The sequence below is a fragment of the Paenibacillus terrae HPL-003 genome, from assembly GCF_000235585.1.
GTDB lineage: Bacteria > Bacillota > Bacilli > Paenibacillales > Paenibacillaceae > Paenibacillus > Paenibacillus terrae_B.
In genome coordinates, this window is record NC_016641.1 from 4092337 (window position 1) to 4107962 (window position 15626).

Sequence of the window (15626 nt, forward strand, 5' to 3'; positions counted from 1 at the left end):
AACAATATTTTCAAGAGAGGTGGAACAGTTCATGGCTAAAGACAGACAAATCAAATTTGGTGCCATTATTCACGGTGTTGGAGGTAGCATGACGACTTGGCGTCACCCTGAAGTGCCTGCGGACGCGAGTGTTAATTTTGAATTTTATAAAACACAGGCGCAAAAGGCAGAGGAAGGCAAGTTTGACCTTGTGTTTATCGCAGACGGTCTGTTCATTAACGAGAAATCCATCCCTCACTTTCTAAACCGTTTTGAGCCGATTACGATTTTGTCCGCTTTGGCCGGGGTGACGAAGCATATCGGGCTGGTCGGCACGTTATCGACTTCCTACAGCGAACCGTTTACAGTAGCACGTCAGTTTTCTTCCATTGACCATATCAGCGGAGGGCGTGCAGGCTGGAATGTGGTGACTTCCCCGCTGGAAGGCTCCGCCCTTAACTTTAACAAAGGCGAGCATCCGTCACACCCAGAGCGTTACAAGATTGCGGAAGAATATTTGCAGGTAACCAAAGGACTGTGGGATTCGTGGGAAGAAGATGCGTTCGTTCGTGATAAGGAATCCGGCGTGTTCTTTGACCCTGAAAAGCTGCATACCTTGAACCATAAAGGCGAGTTTTTCTCTGTGCAGGGTCCGCTGAATATTGGACGATCCAAGCAGGGACAGCCGGTTATTTTCCAAGCAGGTTCCTCGGAGGATGGCAAAAATTTGGCCGCCAAGGAAGCGGATGCCGTATTTACGGGACATGAGACGCTGGAGGAAGCACAGCAGTTTTACCGTGATGTGAAGGAACGGGCGGTACGCTATGGCAGATCCGAAGAAGATATTGTCATCTTACCGGGCATTTCACCGATTATCGGCAGCACGACGGAAGAAGCAGAGCGTAAGTATGAGGAGATCACCAATTTGGTGACGATTGAGGCTGCTTTAAAATATTTGGGCCGTTTCTTCGATCATCATGATTTCTCACAATATCCGCTGGATGAGCCATTCCCAGAGCTTGATGGTATCGGCAGCAATGCGTTCCGCAGCGGTACAGATAAAATCAAACGGACAGCCAAAGAGCAAAATCTGACGCTGCGCGAGGTGGCTTTGCGTTCGGCAACACCTAGAACTGCGTTTATCGGTACAGCTGAACAGGTCGCAGATCAGGTGCAGGAGTGGTTTGAAAGAAAAGGAGCAGATGGATTCATTATCGGTTCTGATGTACCGTCGGGTCTGCATGATTTTGTAAATCTGGTTGTGCCTATCTTGCAGGAGCGCGGCATTTACCGTCAGGATTATGAATTTAGCACATTGCGTGAAAACCTGGGCGTGTCGATTCCTGAGAACCGCTACACAGCAGCCAGATCCAAAGTGAAAGTAGACGCATAACAGAAGGAGGGTGAAGCATGTCCAAGGTTGTTATCCTATCAGGCAGTCCGTCTACACAATCCCGTTTATACGGCTTAATTAACTATACGACCAAGCAATTGCAGCAGACCGGAGCAGAGGTTACATTGCTGAATGTGGCCGATTTGCCAGCCGAGGATCTGGTGAGGGCTAACTTTAACAGTCCCGATATCACGGCCTCACTTGCGGTAATTGCGGCAGCGGATGCGGTTATCGTCGCTTCTCCCGTGTACAAAGCGGCCTATTCCGGATTATTGAAGATATTTCTGGATTTGGTGCCGCAGGAGGGACTGAGAGGTAAGCCCGTACTTCCTTTATTTATCGGGGGCACGCTGGCTCACCTGCTGGTCATTGATTATGCTTTGAAGCCCGTGCTTAACGCGTTGGGAGGAAGACATATTCTCGGCGGTGTGTATGCGGTAGATCAGTGGGTTGAACGGCTGTCTGATGGAGCATACGGGTTGTCCGAAGAATTGGTTGCACGGTTGGACCGTTCTGTGAAAGAGCTAAATGAGCTATTAAAGTGATAGATATTTTCAATATTTCCATTGACAGGTCGTTCAGTGAGTTTTATGATACAAAAAACCGAGTTAACATATTGGATAAATGTATATAAACTCACTGGGGGACTTGCGTATGAATATCGAGAATATGGAAGCCTTTGTATACGTGAATCATTATGGCAGTTTTAACAAGGCGGCAGAAGCGTTGTTCTTGTCACAGCCCTCTGTCACAGCCCGGATTCAGACGCTGGAGCGCGAGCTGGAATGCAAGCTGTTCGACCGCCAAAGCAAGCAAACTGTTCTGACGGAGGATGGACGGAAGTTTCTTCCCTATGCGGAGCAGATGCTTCAGGTACTGCAACGAGGCAAGCAAAAGCTGCAACAGCGTAAAAAAGCTCCTCAGCAAATTCGAATCGGCTGCACGATATCGGTGTCGAACTATATCATTCCTGAGATATTAAGACAGCTCCGCGCTCGTTATCCAGAGATTAACTACAAAATTGTGACGGCTACGACGGATCAACTGGTACATAAGCTGTTGAACCGTGAGGTAGACATTAGTTTTGTCCGTAAAGTGATGCATCCGGCCATTCGTACGCTTGCTTTTTATGAAGATCCCATTTCCCTGTATGTATACGACGGCCATCCGTTTATGAAGACTGGAAAGGCCAGCATACAGGATATTCAGCATGAAACGCTGGTGTTTTTTGAATGTGGATCATTGGACTGGATGAGGATTCATCGGTCTTTTGAATCACTGGAGCAACCGCCGGATATTGCCTTTCAGGTAGATAATGTGGTTACAGCCAAGAAGCTGGTGCTGGAAGAAGCGGGGATTGCCTTTTTGCCGGACGTTTGTGTGAACCGTGAGGTGAAGGATAAAAAACTGTTCCGCATTCATGTGCCAGAGGTAGCCGGGGTATCCATGCAGATTAGCATTGTGGCGACTAAAGAAGACTGTGCGGTGAGCTCGGATTTTGCAGATGCACTGACAGAAGGCTTTCGGGGTGCTGTTTTGTAAACCGTTTTTTGCAAATGTATAAAATGGATGAAATGTTCTATTGCCTGGTAGATTGACGTAAATGAGCGCAGGTGTTAAATTAATCACATCTTAAAACCAATTAAACACATAGGAATTATTAATTTCTTAATGTGGCAGCTACCATGTATGTCGCAAACTGCTGATATACAAAGAAACGAGGGGGATTCATATGAAAAAGTGGTTTGCAATGTTGTCTGTTATGGCGATTATTCTGGTGTTGGCAGGTTGCGGCTCCTCTGATAACGCGTCTAGTGCGTCCGATTCAAACGGAGACGTGAAAAAAATTATTGTAGGTACAGGAACTCAATTTAAAAATGTATGCTTTATTGACGAAAATGGAAATTTAACAGGCTTTGACGTTGAGCTGATTAAGGAGCTGGACAAGCGCCTGCCTCAATACGAATTTGAATTCAAAACGATGGACTTTGGCAATCTGCTGCTGAGTCTGGATGCTGGTAAAATTGATCTGGTATCGCATCAAATGGAAAAAAATCCGGAGCGTGAAGCGAAGTATCTGTTCAACAAAAATCCGTACAGCATTTTCCTGAACAGAGTCGCTGTAGCGAAGGATAACAATACCATTCACTCGATTGATGATCTGAAAGGCAAAAAGATACTCACCAGCCCGACCAGTAATGCGGCATATGTATTGAAGGAATACAACAAAACACACGGGGATGCCCTGAACATTGTATATACAAGCGGTGCAGCCAATGATACGGTACAACAAATTACGAGCGGCCGTATAGATGCTACCATAACGACAGACTTTGCGAACCGCTTTAACACCGATGAAAAAGGAGAAGTAGCTCTGAAAACCGTGGGTGATCCTTTGACTCAATCGGATGTATTGTATGTACTGAACAAAAATGAGCAAGGATTGGCAGATGATCTGGATAAAGCCATTCAGGAAGTGAAGGACGACGGTACACTGTCGAAGCTGAGCATCAAATGGCTTGGAGAAGATTTCACGAAGTCTCTGGATGATGTGAAAAAAGAAGGAACAACCAGTAAGAAATAGCGGTAAGCTTAAATATTTCAGCGGTCAGGGTACCCCGTGTATTCTGACCGCTGATGTATAGGAAGGAGGCAGGCATATGAGCAGAGAGTTTAATATTGATTATGTTTTTAGCTTTATCCCGAAAATGCTGTCTTATTTACACATCACGTTGTTTATTGTGGCAAGCTCGCTATTGTTAGGATTAATCATCGGCCTGTTGGTTGCGCTGCCTCGCATGTATAATGTTCCTTTTCTCAAACGTGTCTCTCAGGTGTATGTTTCATTTTTTCGTGGAACACCTATTCTGATCCAGCTCTTTCTGGTGTATTACGGCTTGCCTGAGCTGCTAAAGCTGGTGGATATCAATTCCTCCAGATGGGATGTGTTGTGGTTTGCCGTAGCGACCTATGCGCTAAACAGCGGGGCCTTTATTTCCGAGATTATCCGATCGGGTGTAGAGGCGGTAGATCGGGGACAAATCGAGGCAGCACAGTCGGTCGGCATGTCAGGCTATCAGACTTTTACACGTATCATATTGCCGCAAGCGCTGGCTGTTGTGGTTCCGGTATTCTCCAATCTGGTCATCGCCAATCTGAAGGATACTTCGCTGGCGTTTACCATTGGAGCTATGGAGATGACCGGGAAATCACAGACACTGGGCGCGGCTACCCAGCATTTTGTTGAAACCTATATCGCGTTGTCTCTTATTTATCTGGTCGTCAGTCTGATTTTGCAAAAACTGTTCAAGGTATTGGAAAATACGCTTCTCAAGCATGAGCATCGGGACACAGTCCAAAACGAGCCCAAGAAACGAAAAAGTTTTGTGGTTCGTTATCTGAACCCCCGTCTTAGTAAAGGAGGCAAGAGCATATGAGTCTGGATTTTGGATTTATATATACGGCCTTTCTGGGGTTGTTCTCGGCGTTGCCCAATACGTTAATCATTACGGTGGTCTCCGTACTGGCGGGACTGGTCATCGGAATTATAACGGCTCTGGCCCGAATTTATAAGGTGCCTGTGTTGTCCCAGATTTCCCATGGCTACGTTACCTTTATCCGGGGTACGCCGATGCTGATGCATTTGCTGCTTATTTATTTCAGTTTACCTTTGTTAATTGATGCGGGAGCCAAGCATTTTGGCTGGTCGTTTCATTCCAAAGATGTTCCTTATATGGTATTTGCACTCATTTCGTTCTCGATTACAAGTGGTGCGTATATGTCCGAGGTGGTCCGTTCCGGGATTCAATCCGTAAACCGAGGGCAAATTGAAGCAGCCTATGCGGTCGGGATGACGACGTGGCAGGTGCTGCGGCGTATTGTGTTTCCACAGGCGTTCGTGGTCAGTCTGCCGAACCTGACGAATTCCGTTATCGGGATGCTTCATGGCTCTACCTTGGCCTTTACAGTTTCCGTCACGGAAATCCAGGCTCAGGCTGAAATTTTAGCATCTACAAACTGGAAGTACCTGGAGGTTTATATCGCGGCAGCACTGATTTTCTGGGGTTTGACGGTGCTGATTGAACGAATTTCCGGCTTGGTGGAGAAAAAAATCAATGTGTTTAATGGGGGGAGAGCATCATGATCCGTCTGCAAAATATAACGAAATCGTTCGGCAAGCATGAGGTGCTCAAAGGCATTGATTTAACCGTGAATAAGGGAGAGGTCGTTGTCATTCTCGGACCGAGCGGATCGGGGAAAACGACGTTGCTGCGCTGCATCAATTATCTGGAAAAGCCGAATGACGGGGAGGTCAGCATTGGCGATTTTACGGTAAACTGCAAGCGACCTGCGAAGAAGGATGTTTTGGCTCTGCGCCAAAAAACGGCCATGGTCTTCCAGCAATACAATTTGTTCAAGCATAAAACGGCGCTGGAAAACGTGATGGAAGGGCTTGTCGTCGTCCGCAAGGTGAAGCAGGAGGAAGCGAAGAAGATCAGTATCGAAGTGCTCGAAAAGGTGGGTCTGGGCGAGAAGCTGAATCATTATCCGAGTCAGCTATCCGGCGGACAGCAGCAGCGTGTCGGTATTGCGCGCGCTTTGGCATTGAACCCGGAAGTCATTTTGTTCGATGAGCCGACCTCGGCGCTAGACCCTGAACTGGTGGGAGAGGTGCTGTCAGTTATTCGCAAGATCGCGAAGGAAGGCATTACGATGATTGTCGTCACGCATGAGATGGGCTTTGCGCGGGATGTTTCCAATCACGTGGTATTTATGGATGATGGCCACATTATCGAAGAAGGCAGCCCGGACGACATTTTCAATCGTCCCCAAGAGGAACGCACGAAGCAATTCCTCAAACGGATTACACCGGAATATAACTATTCAATTTAGACGGGAGAGGGAGATATGAGTATTAAAATCGGAGTATTAGATCAAAGCCCTATAAACGAGGGGGAAACGGCGGCACAGGCGCTTCGAAACACGATTAAGCTGGCGCAGCGTGTAGAAGAGTTGGGATTTTCACGCTTTTGGGTATCAGAGCATCATGATTCCGAGCAGGTTGCAGGCTCTTCGCCGGAGGTACTCATTTCTCATCTGCTGGCACGCACCGAGCGTATTAAAATCGGTTCTGGCGGAGTTATGCTTCAGCATTATAGTCCTTACAAAGTGGCTGAAAATTTCAATGTACTGGCGTCTCTTGCACCGGGTCGCGTAGATTTGGGCATCGGACGTGCACCGGGCGGTCTACCGAAATCCACACAGGCGCTACAACGAAACGTGCATGATGCGCCTTCTCTTGAAGAAAAGATTGATGAAGTGAGTCGTTATATTCATAATATTCCGTCTGAAGAAGGTCCGCTAGCAGGGCTACAGGCTAATCCAATTCCGGAAGCACCAGCGGATATTTATGTTTTGGGTACGAGTGCAGACAGTGCTGGAATTGCTGCACGCTTGGGGTTGCCTTATGTTTTCTCGCAGTTTATCAATAGTAGCGAGCAGGTCGCATTGGATGCATTCCGCACGTATCGGGAGTCATTCGATTATAGTCTTGGTCGTGAGCCGAAGGTTCTTTTTGCACTGTCCGTCATTGTAGCTGATACTTCCGAGGAAGCTGCGGAGTTGGCAGGTGAGCACAAGCTGTACAAAATTCATCTGGCCAGCGGCAAAACGGCTACGGTGGGCACGCTGGAAAGTGCAGAGGAGTTCGGTAAGCAATCGGGTGAAGAATATACAATTGAAGTTACACAATCGCAAATCAACAAAGGAAATAAAGAGGAAATCTATGCTACTTTGACGGAAATTCAAGCTAAATATCAGGCTGATGAGCTGATCGTAACAACGGGAATACGGGATATTGGAAAGCGCGTGCGCTCATTTGAACTGTTGCATGAAGCTTTTGCTGGTTTACCTGTTCAGTCCTAGATGTTGTTGGCTTGAGAAAGTTGTAACCATTTTGAAATCACGAAGGAGGAAGAGGGATGAGCGGATCAACCGGGACGAAGGAGCAGGTTTTGGAGCAGAAGCTGGTGGACATTCGTCGCCATCTTCACCGAAATCCCGAGCTGTCTAACGAGGAGATTGAAACTACCGCCTATATCCGCCGTCTGCTGGAAGAACAGAACATAACCATTCTGGATGTGCCGCTACGCACCGGGCTGGTAGCGCAAATTGGCGGGCAGCAGGAGGGGCCGATTGTAGCGCTTCGCGCGGACATTGATGCATTGCCGATTCAGGAGGAGACGGGATTGCCTTATGCTTCGCTGCATCCGGGCAAAATGCATGCCTGCGGACATGATTTTCATACGGCGTCCCTCTTTGGAGCTGCCGTATTGTTAAAAGAGCGGGAGCAGGATCTGAAAGGCACGGTTCGCCTTGTGTTTCAGCCAGCGGAGGAAAAGGCCAAGGGCGCAGCCCAAGTGCTGGACAGCGGTGCGTTGGCAGGCGTGCAGGCCATATTCGGCCTGCATAACAAGCCGGACCTGCCTGTAGGCACGGTCGGCATTAAGGAAGGCCCGCTGATGGCGGCGGCAGACGGCTTCTACATCGAGGTAGAGGGTCTGAGCACGCATGCGGCGGTGCCACATGCAGGGATTGACCCCATCGTCGTGTCGTCGCACATTATCACGGCGCTGCAATCCATCGTAAGCCGGAATGTCAACCCGCTGGACAGCGCGGTGATTAGCGTGACGAAGCTGCATAGCGGCAACGCCTGGAACATCATTCCAGATCGTGCCCATCTGGACGGCACGATCCGGACGTTCGACGAGAACGTGCGCGCACAGGTGGCTGAACGCTTCGAACAGGTCGTAAAGGGCGTGGCCGATGCTTTTGGCACGAAAGCGAACATCCGGTGGATCGAGGGACCACCACCTGTACTGAATGACGGCCAACTGGCCGTCATCGCGGAGCAGGCGGCCCAAGCGGTCGGTCTGGAGGTTGTTCGCCCCGTGCCTTCCTCGGCGAGCGAGGATTTCGGGCTTTACCAGAAGAGCATCCCCGGTGTGTTCGTCTTTGTCGGCACTTCGGGGAGCCAGGAATGGCATCATCCAGCCTTTGATCTGGATGAACGTGCGTTGCCGGGAACGGCGAAGTTGCTGGCTTCACTGGCAGAATCGATATTGGTATAAATAGAGTAGGGCAGGACTTGAGTCTACTCTTTCAATGCTAGACCCCTTCTTGAGTAGAGAAGGGGCTTTTAATTTGTTAAATGATCCAAAGAATCACCTTTTTCTAAATCATAAAGTAAAATATTGACGTTATATCTTCCTAATGGTAATATAAAAATGTAATATTTTTCAAATCAAAAGAAAGGGGAGAGATAAGAGATTTCGATTGCCAGCTTATGAATACAACAATCAAATAAAATGATATGGAGGTTAAAGAAATGGCGAAGAAAAAAGGAATGATGATGGCTTCTTTTTCACTGGTTGTGGCTGCTTCTTTACTGGTTGGAGGGGCTAATGTGGGTTCAGCAGCCTCTAGTATTGAAAGCGCTCCCGATATTGAGTCCACGAGTATTAGCTTGGCTGCTGCCGATATACCTGCAAAATTCAAGCCATCGGTAGAATGGGTTTGGAAGAATAGAATGGTTAAAGAAGGCTCAACCAACCGTAAAAATTTGATTTTTGATCAGATTTATGCGGGCAAAGGGACGCTAAATTATGTTGTACGCTGGCAATCTTCCAAAAACCTCACACTTCAACAGCGCAAAGACATGGCTTCCATGCTGAGCCGTCAGGTCAATAACTGGAATAAGCAGCTGAAAGGCTATGACGGTTGGCCTTATAACAATATTACTGTTAAAATCGTAGGCTGGGCCGTTGCAAATCCATCACAAATTCTTAACAAACAATCAAATGAAATCGTTTACACAGATACGATTACAGATGACTTAAGCAAATCGAACCCAAGTATCCCTGCCAAGCTCCCGGTTGCGCCTGACGCACTGTCCCGATTTGAGCATTTTAATGATCCCAACTACTCGTATCCCGGCGGTTTGGACAAGCGGTTTGATATGTATCTGTGGGGAACAGCTAATTTCGGCGGCGGGGCCGGTGGTGACTGGGGACAACGTATGTCTGATGATTATATCCTGAGCACACTGAACGCTGATGAAGTTCAGATTACTGAGCATGAAATGGGGCATGGATTCGGCCTGACAGATTTCTATGAAGAACACGAACGTCCACCCGGCGGATTCCCGACACCTACAATTATGTGGGCAGGAAATTCTCCCAAAATAACAGAATGGGATACCTGGATGTTGCGCTATACCTGGAGTCAGATCAAGAAGGATACTTCTCGTTTTCCTATCCGATAAAAGATACGTAGAATAGTGCAAAAAAGCTGATAAACAGGACCGTTTCTTCCAAAATCAAATTCTGTGATGGAATTGATTTTAGTGGAGAAGCGGTTTTTTCACTTCACAAAATACCAGTTTTTTGCACATGAAGGGGCGACTTCGTTCCAATATGCTCTCAAAATACCTAATTTAATTCATTAAGGAAAATATTGACGATGCAATAATCCAGTGATAATATAATTTGTGATTATTTACAAAAAACGACAAGGAGGATTGATAGATTATCGTTGATCTCATAGATCAATACATAAACACGAAAAAGAGGTGATTGAGTTAATCGTTTCAGGAAAATTACTGTAATCATATAAAGAGTTATGGAGGTGTATGTATGTTGAAGAAAAAAGGAATGATGGCGGCTTCTTTTTCTGTGGTGATTGCTAGTTCATTATTGATGGGAAACGCTAGTTTTGTATCAGCGGATGCGCATATGAATGAGAGTGCCGTGGTTGCGGCAACAGGTAATTCGACATTGGCGGACATGCCAGCTTATCTCAAATCATCGGTGGAGTGGGTTTGGAAGAATAGAATGCTGACCGAAGGCTCGACGAATCGTAAAAATTTGATTTTTGATCAAATTTTTGCGGGAAAAGGAACTCTAAATTATGTAGTGCGTTGGCAATCTTCTAAGCCGGTTACACTACAACAACGCCAGGATATTGCTAGAATGCTAGGCCGTCAGATGAACCATTGGACGGAGCATCTCCAGGGATATGATGGCTGGCCCTATAAGGATATTAAAGTGAAAGTGGTAGGCTGGGCTGTTGCCGATCCTTCACTGCTGCTGAACAAGCAACCTGATGAGGTTATTTATACGGATACGATTGTAGATGGATTAGCTTCCGAACAACCGGGAATTCCTGCTGAACTTCCTGTTGCGCCTAATGAAATATCCAGATTTGAGCATTTTTCAGACCCCAACTATTCCTATCCGGGTGGGTTGGATAAACGCTTTGATATGTATCTTTGGGCTACAGAAAATTTCGGTGGGGGAGCCGGCGGCGACTGGGGACAGCGTATGAATGATGAATACGTTCTGAGTACGGTGAACGCTGATGAGATTGAGATTACCGAACATGAGATTGGACATGGCTTCGGATTAAATGATTTCTATGAAGAACACGAGCGTCCACCGGGTGGCTTCCCAACCAACACCATTATGTGGGCTGGCGATTCCAATCATATCACCGACTGGGATATTTGGATGCTGCGGTATACCTGGAGTCAAATCAAAAAGGATACGGCTCGTTTCCCAACCACGACTAAAGACGACGATGGCCCAATCGAAACAGATCCTGATGAAATCGTGAACATTGCACCTGCGGCAACAGCTAGCAGCTCTTATACTTCATCTTGGGAAAATATAAGCGCACTGAACGATGGCTTTGAACCTGCCAATTCCAACGATAGAGGTCATGCCGTGTATGGCAACTGGCCTGAAACGGGAACACAATGGGTTCAATATGATTTTAATCAAGAATATACGGTATCTCAAACCGATGTCTATTGGTTCAAGGATGGCGCAGGCATTGATGTTCCTAAATCTTACAAGATTAAGTATTGGAACGGTCAGGGCTGGTCTAATGTCAAGCAGGCCAAAGGATTGGGCACTGCGGCAGATCAGTATAATACGACCACGTTTACGCCTGTAAAAACAACGAAATTAAGAATTGAAATGGTATCCAAGGGTTCTGCATCTACCGGAATTCTGGAGTGGAAAGTAGCGGCACAGCAATAAGTTATTCTAAAGGTTGTCTCTTGCGATATCGCGGGAGACAGCCTTTTTTTAATTCATAGCCGGAACAACTGGAGTCTGATCCTATCAGGCTTTTTTTGTATCTTGATTATGGCGCTTGTTTCGTTCATATTTGTATGCAAGGATCACTGGGAATGAACGGATGTACAATAATATGTATAATGAACGTCAGACATGAATGAAAAGAGGACGGAAAGCGATGACCTACGACATGAAAGCCCCTTACGATGTACATATAGGATTTGGACCGGTGTTTGAACTGCTGAGCAGTTTGCATACCTTCATTTGCCGCAAGGCATACAAAAAGACGGATTTGTCATCCGGGTGGGCCGAGCAAGTGCGTGACAAGCTGTCTCCAGATCTGTCCGGGCTGCTGGAATCTATGGAAATCAATGCAGATTGGAAGGTCATATACGGGATCGTCTGTATGCTTTCTGATGAAGGGGGCATTGACGAGGTTGTAGATCGTCTGGAGAGCCGGACAGCGCTGGAACTGAACGAACAAGCATCTGCCTATGGTATTCCGTTGCCAGACGATATGGAGAAGCTTCGCAGTCTTGCTGTACGGCTGCTATCCAGTTGGTATGAGGAATACTTCCGCTATGCGGACGCTAACATTCTGATTGGGCTGGAACAGGAGGCTGAGCGGAGAAATAAGGAGAAGGATGTCTATAGCACTGCGGAATGGGTGGATCGTATAACCAATGGCTTCCGGTTTGAGCCTTCCGATGGGCTGACGCGGGTACTGCTGGTACCGCAATACCATTTTCAGCCGCTTAATATCATTTATCGGTTTGGATCGCTCCTGCTGTGTCATTATTCGGCGGGAATTTATTTTCAGGAGGACGACTTTTTATCTCCACAGGAATACCGAATGATTCGGAGCTTGGGGGAGAAAAGCAGGCTTAAGATTTTAAAATATCTGTACCAAAGCCAGACACCGCGCACCTTTATTGAAATTGTTCGTCACCTTAAGCTATCGAAGGGCATCACGCACGATCATATTTTCAAGCTTCGTGCCTCCGGGTTTATCCATGCCCACTTTGATAGCGAAACGTTGCTCGGCTATAGTGCAAGGCTTTCGGCTGTGGATGAGATGCATAGCAGTATCCTCGGCTACATGGAGAGGAATTAGGCTGCACGAACAGGTAGGGCTTTAATACTTTAAACGAATAGACGTCGGTCATCTGGAGATGGAATTCAGATGATTCCGACGTTTTTGTTTTTATGTAAAAAATATCGAGTTCTCCCTTTACAGAACCGTATTAGATTCCTATAATGAGATTTATCTTACTAATTACAACTTGTTTGATCGGAATTTAACTAATTAACGCGGGGGGATTATTTTGAAAAAAGGAATCATTCTACTTGGCAGTCTACTACTAGTAAGTTCAACCTTATTAGCGGCTTGCTCTAGCGGTGGATCGGACAGCGCTAACAGCGCCACTCCGCAGGGTAATGATGCAGCACAGACGGCTGCTGCTGCGCAGCCTTTGACCAGATTGGTAGAAGCATCGGATTTGACCAAGCTGCCGGATGTGTCCAAAAAGCGTAACGATACGATTATCGTTGCTCTGACCGATCCGGCAGGGGTATTCACTCCATTTTTTAATCAAAGCGGCTATGACGGTAACGTGATTTCACAGTTGTGGACCCCACTGATAACAGTAGACGATAAAGGGCTTCCGATTCCGAACCTGGCTAAGAGCTGGGATATTTCCAAGGACAATCTGATCTACACATTCCATCTGGTTCCAGATACGAAATTCAGCGATGGCTCTCCGTTGACGGCGGAGGATGTCGCTTTTACATGGACGCTCATTTATGACAAAGCCTACGCAGGCGACAGCAAAATCTTGGATTTGGGCATTAAAGGTGGTAAAGACTACACGGAAGGCAAAGCGAAACAAATTGAAGGCATCAAGGTTATAGATCCTCAGACGATCTCGGTAACATTGGAGAAGCCAAACGCATTGGCGCTGCCGATCCTCGGTGACAATGTGCTGTCCAAAGCCTACTATGGCAAGGATTATAAGTTTGGTCAGCTCGATTATCTGAAAAAACTGCATGGCAGTCCTTTGGGCAACGGTGCTTATAAGCTTGAAAAGTTTATCCCTGGACAGGAGGTTCGTTTGGAAGCCAATGATAACTTCTTCAAAGGCAAACCGAAAACACAGCATTTTATCTACAAAACGGCGGAAGGCGATGCTTGGCAGTTCATTGAAACGGGCGATACTGACTTTGCCCCATTCACCGCAACTCAGGAGAATATTGATAAACTGAAAGGGCTTGGCTTTTTGAACATTTTGCCTTATACCCCAAGCACTTACGGATATATTCAATTAAATCTGGAGAATGAAAAGCTTAAGGATAAGAAGGTTCGCCAGGCGCTGACTTATGGTCTGGATCGCAAAACCATTTATGTAGATGCAGCGCAGGGAGCAGGAGCGGTGGCTAACATTCCGTCTTCTCCAATTTTCTGGTCCTATACGACAGACGGGGTAAACCCGTACAATTATGACCCGGAAAAAGCGAAAAAGCTGCTGGATGAGGCAGGCTGGGTAGCAGGGAGTAACGGTATCCGTGAGAAAAATGGCCAGAAGCTGACCATTCATATGCTGACCTCCAAACGCCCGGAAACAGACACATTTATTGCGCTCGCGGCTGAAAATTACAAGGAGATTGGCGTTGATTTCCAACCGGAAATTTTCGCAGACTTTAATGCGATGGTCGCCAAGGTAGATGGTAAGGATTACGATATGGCTTCCTTCTCCACTCCGATGCTGACTGACCCATCTGATGGAATCGAGCAATTCGTCGATGGAGAAATCAAGGGGTATAACAATCCGAAGGTAAAAGAGCTGTATGAAAAAGGCTTATCCACGACGAATATTGAGGAACGTAAAAAAATATATAAAGAATTGTACTTACTGCTTAACGATGAGCTGCCCGTCATTTTCACGAACTATAAGAAAACAGTATACGCCTACAATGGCCGCATGGAACATGTAAAGGTCAGTCCGTTCATTGGCTTGTCCGGCAATCTGTTTGAATGGTCCCTTAAATAAAGCCATCTTGCGGGCCCCTTGTGAAGAATCGTCAGTTTCCGATCAAGGGGCCTCCCAAATGGAGTTTGCTATTGCCATTCAAGCAGTCCGATCCTGAAATGAAAGGAGTCTGTCATGAGCTCGTTTTTAACGAAAAGACTGACGTATATGATCATTATTTTATTGGCCGCTTCGATGATGATTTTTTTTCTGTACGCCATGACACCGGGAGATTTCATCAGCGGCGATCTCAAGCTATCGCCAGAGAGGAAGGCGGAGCTGAGGGAAATATACGGACTGAACAAGCCCATTCTGGAACGCTACGGAAGCTGGCTGTGGAATGCGTTGCATGGCAATTTTGGTTATTCACTTGCTCAGCAAAAGCCGGTGCTGACCTTGTTTAATGAATATATCTGGAACTCGTTTTTACTGGCGATTGTATCGACCTTCCTGACGTGGGTGATTGCCGTCATCATGGGTGTGGTTGCTGCTTATAAGCAATATTCGTGGTTCGATACCCTCGTCATGGTGGTGATTTTTGCCGCGATGTCTGTTCCATCTTTTTTTATCGGGCTGTATCTGATCAAAGTTGCAGCGGTCGATCTCAAATGGCTGCCGCCGGGCGGCATGCTCAATACAGGCAGTAACGCTACGGGTATGGAGTATGTGAAGGAGGTCCTCCAGCATATGATCCTGCCAGTGACCGTCATGACGCTGCTGGGACTGGGTTCACTGACCCGTTACTTCCGCAGCAATATGATCGACGTGATCCAGCAGGACTATATCCGTACGGCCCGCGCGAAGGGCTTAAAGGAAAGAAAGGTACTCTTCACGCACGCATTGAGGAATGCGTTGCTGCCTGCAATTACACTGATTGGCTTCGAATTGCCTGCGTTGTTTGGCGGATCGCTTATTATTGAAAAGATTTTCAACTGGCCGGGAATTGGTCAGCTATACATGCTATCCTTTTCGCTTCGGGATTACCCGCTGCTGATGGGCTTTACGATGCTGATTGCCATCTTGAGTGTCATTGGGACGCTGCTGTCCGATATTCTGTATCGTATCGCGGACCCGCGTGTGAAGGTGTAA

At 46.9% G+C, this 15626-nt stretch carries 14 protein-coding genes; all 14 read left to right on the forward strand.

Annotated features, from left to right (window positions below):
- Nucleotides 1-31: 31 nt before the first annotated feature.
- The 14 genes from HPL003_RS18690 to HPL003_RS18755 all read left to right on the forward strand — a co-directional run bounded on the left by HPL003_RS18690 (nt 32) and on the right by HPL003_RS18755 (nt 15626).
- Entirely contained in the window at nt 32-1372 is a 1341-nt protein-coding gene (locus tag HPL003_RS18690; protein ID WP_014281286.1) for an LLM class flavin-dependent oxidoreductase, read from the forward strand.
- 17 nt (nt 1373-1389) lie between these two features.
- Nucleotides 1390-1917 (forward strand): NADPH-dependent FMN reductase, encoded by a 528-nt coding sequence (gene ssuE, locus HPL003_RS18695; protein ID WP_014281287.1) that lies wholly within the window; start codon nt 1390-1392, stop codon nt 1915-1917.
- 109 nt (nt 1918-2026) lie between these two features.
- Nucleotides 2027-2914, forward strand: coding sequence for a LysR family transcriptional regulator (locus tag HPL003_RS18700; RefSeq protein ID WP_014281288.1), 888 nt, complete (start codon nt 2027-2029; stop codon nt 2912-2914).
- Nucleotides 2915-3104: 190 nt separating this feature from the next.
- Complete coding sequence (locus HPL003_RS18705; RefSeq protein WP_014281289.1) at nt 3105-3956, forward strand: transporter substrate-binding domain-containing protein; 852 nt, start codon at nt 3105-3107, stop codon at nt 3954-3956.
- Nucleotides 3957-4032: 76 nt separating this feature from the next.
- On the forward strand, nt 4033-4809 hold the full coding sequence (locus HPL003_RS18710) for an amino acid ABC transporter permease (RefSeq protein WP_014281290.1): 777 nt from the start codon (nt 4033-4035) through the stop codon (nt 4807-4809).
- Complete coding sequence (locus HPL003_RS18715) at nt 4806-5516, forward strand: amino acid ABC transporter permease (protein ID WP_014281291.1); 711 nt, start codon at nt 4806-4808, stop codon at nt 5514-5516. Before HPL003_RS18710 ends, HPL003_RS18715 begins: the two co-directional genes overlap by 4 nt.
- Nucleotides 5513-6265 carry an amino acid ABC transporter ATP-binding protein gene (locus HPL003_RS18720; RefSeq protein ID WP_014281292.1) on the forward strand — a complete coding sequence of 251 codons (753 nt, stop codon included), beginning with the start codon at nt 5513-5515 and terminating at the stop codon, nt 6263-6265. The genes HPL003_RS18715 and HPL003_RS18720 overlap by 4 nt, the downstream gene beginning before the upstream one ends.
- 15 nt (nt 6266-6280) lie before the next feature.
- On the forward strand, nt 6281-7297 hold the full coding sequence (locus tag HPL003_RS18725) for an LLM class flavin-dependent oxidoreductase (protein WP_014281293.1): 1017 nt from the start codon (nt 6281-6283) through the stop codon (nt 7295-7297).
- Nucleotides 7298-7353: 56 nt separating this feature from the next.
- Nucleotides 7354-8502, forward strand: coding sequence for an amidohydrolase (locus tag HPL003_RS18730; RefSeq protein ID WP_014281294.1), 1149 nt, complete (start codon nt 7354-7356; stop codon nt 8500-8502).
- Between the two features lie 257 nt (nt 8503-8759).
- Nucleotides 8760-9695, forward strand: coding sequence for a hypothetical protein (locus HPL003_RS18735; RefSeq protein WP_014281295.1), 936 nt, complete (start codon nt 8760-8762; stop codon nt 9693-9695).
- A gap of 370 nt (nt 9696-10065) precedes the next feature.
- Complete coding sequence (locus tag HPL003_RS18740) at nt 10066-11472, forward strand: discoidin domain-containing protein (RefSeq protein ID WP_014281296.1); 1407 nt, start codon at nt 10066-10068, stop codon at nt 11470-11472.
- A 217-nt stretch (nt 11473-11689) separates the two neighbouring features.
- Entirely contained in the window at nt 11690-12625 is a 936-nt protein-coding gene (locus HPL003_RS18745; RefSeq protein ID WP_014281297.1) for an ArsR family transcriptional regulator, read from the forward strand.
- A 211-nt stretch (nt 12626-12836) separates the two neighbouring features.
- Complete coding sequence (locus HPL003_RS18750) at nt 12837-14558, forward strand: ABC transporter substrate-binding protein (RefSeq protein WP_014281298.1); 1722 nt, start codon at nt 12837-12839, stop codon at nt 14556-14558.
- A gap of 114 nt (nt 14559-14672) precedes the next feature.
- Entirely contained in the window at nt 14673-15626 is a 954-nt protein-coding gene (locus HPL003_RS18755) for an ABC transporter permease (RefSeq protein WP_014281299.1), read from the forward strand.

Bases quoted from the DNA above. Each gene is read 5' to 3' on its own strand.
- HPL003_RS18690 (WP_014281286.1), top strand. From the start codon at position 32: ATGGCTAAAGACAGACAAATCAAATTTGGTGCCATTATTCACGGTGTT.
- ssuE (WP_014281287.1), top strand. From the start codon at position 1,390: ATGTCCAAGGTTGTTATCCTATCAGGCAGTCCGTCTACACAATCCCGT.
- HPL003_RS18700 (WP_014281288.1), top strand. From the start codon at position 2,027: ATGAATATCGAGAATATGGAAGCCTTTGTATACGTGAATCATTATGGC.
- HPL003_RS18705 (WP_014281289.1), top strand. From the start codon at position 3,105: ATGAAAAAGTGGTTTGCAATGTTGTCTGTTATGGCGATTATTCTGGTG.
- HPL003_RS18710 (WP_014281290.1), top strand. From the start codon at position 4,033: ATGAGCAGAGAGTTTAATATTGATTATGTTTTTAGCTTTATCCCGAAA.
- HPL003_RS18715 (WP_014281291.1), top strand. From the start codon at position 4,806: ATGAGTCTGGATTTTGGATTTATATATACGGCCTTTCTGGGGTTGTTC.
- HPL003_RS18720 (WP_014281292.1), top strand. From the start codon at position 5,513: ATGATCCGTCTGCAAAATATAACGAAATCGTTCGGCAAGCATGAGGTG.
- HPL003_RS18725 (WP_014281293.1), top strand. From the start codon at position 6,281: ATGAGTATTAAAATCGGAGTATTAGATCAAAGCCCTATAAACGAGGGG.
- HPL003_RS18730 (WP_014281294.1), top strand. From the start codon at position 7,354: ATGAGCGGATCAACCGGGACGAAGGAGCAGGTTTTGGAGCAGAAGCTG.
- HPL003_RS18735 (WP_014281295.1), top strand. From the start codon at position 8,760: ATGGCGAAGAAAAAAGGAATGATGATGGCTTCTTTTTCACTGGTTGTG.
- HPL003_RS18740 (WP_014281296.1), top strand. From the start codon at position 10,066: ATGTTGAAGAAAAAAGGAATGATGGCGGCTTCTTTTTCTGTGGTGATT.
- HPL003_RS18745 (WP_014281297.1), top strand. From the start codon at position 11,690: ATGACCTACGACATGAAAGCCCCTTACGATGTACATATAGGATTTGGA.
- HPL003_RS18755 (WP_014281299.1), top strand. From the start codon at position 14,673: ATGAGCTCGTTTTTAACGAAAAGACTGACGTATATGATCATTATTTTA.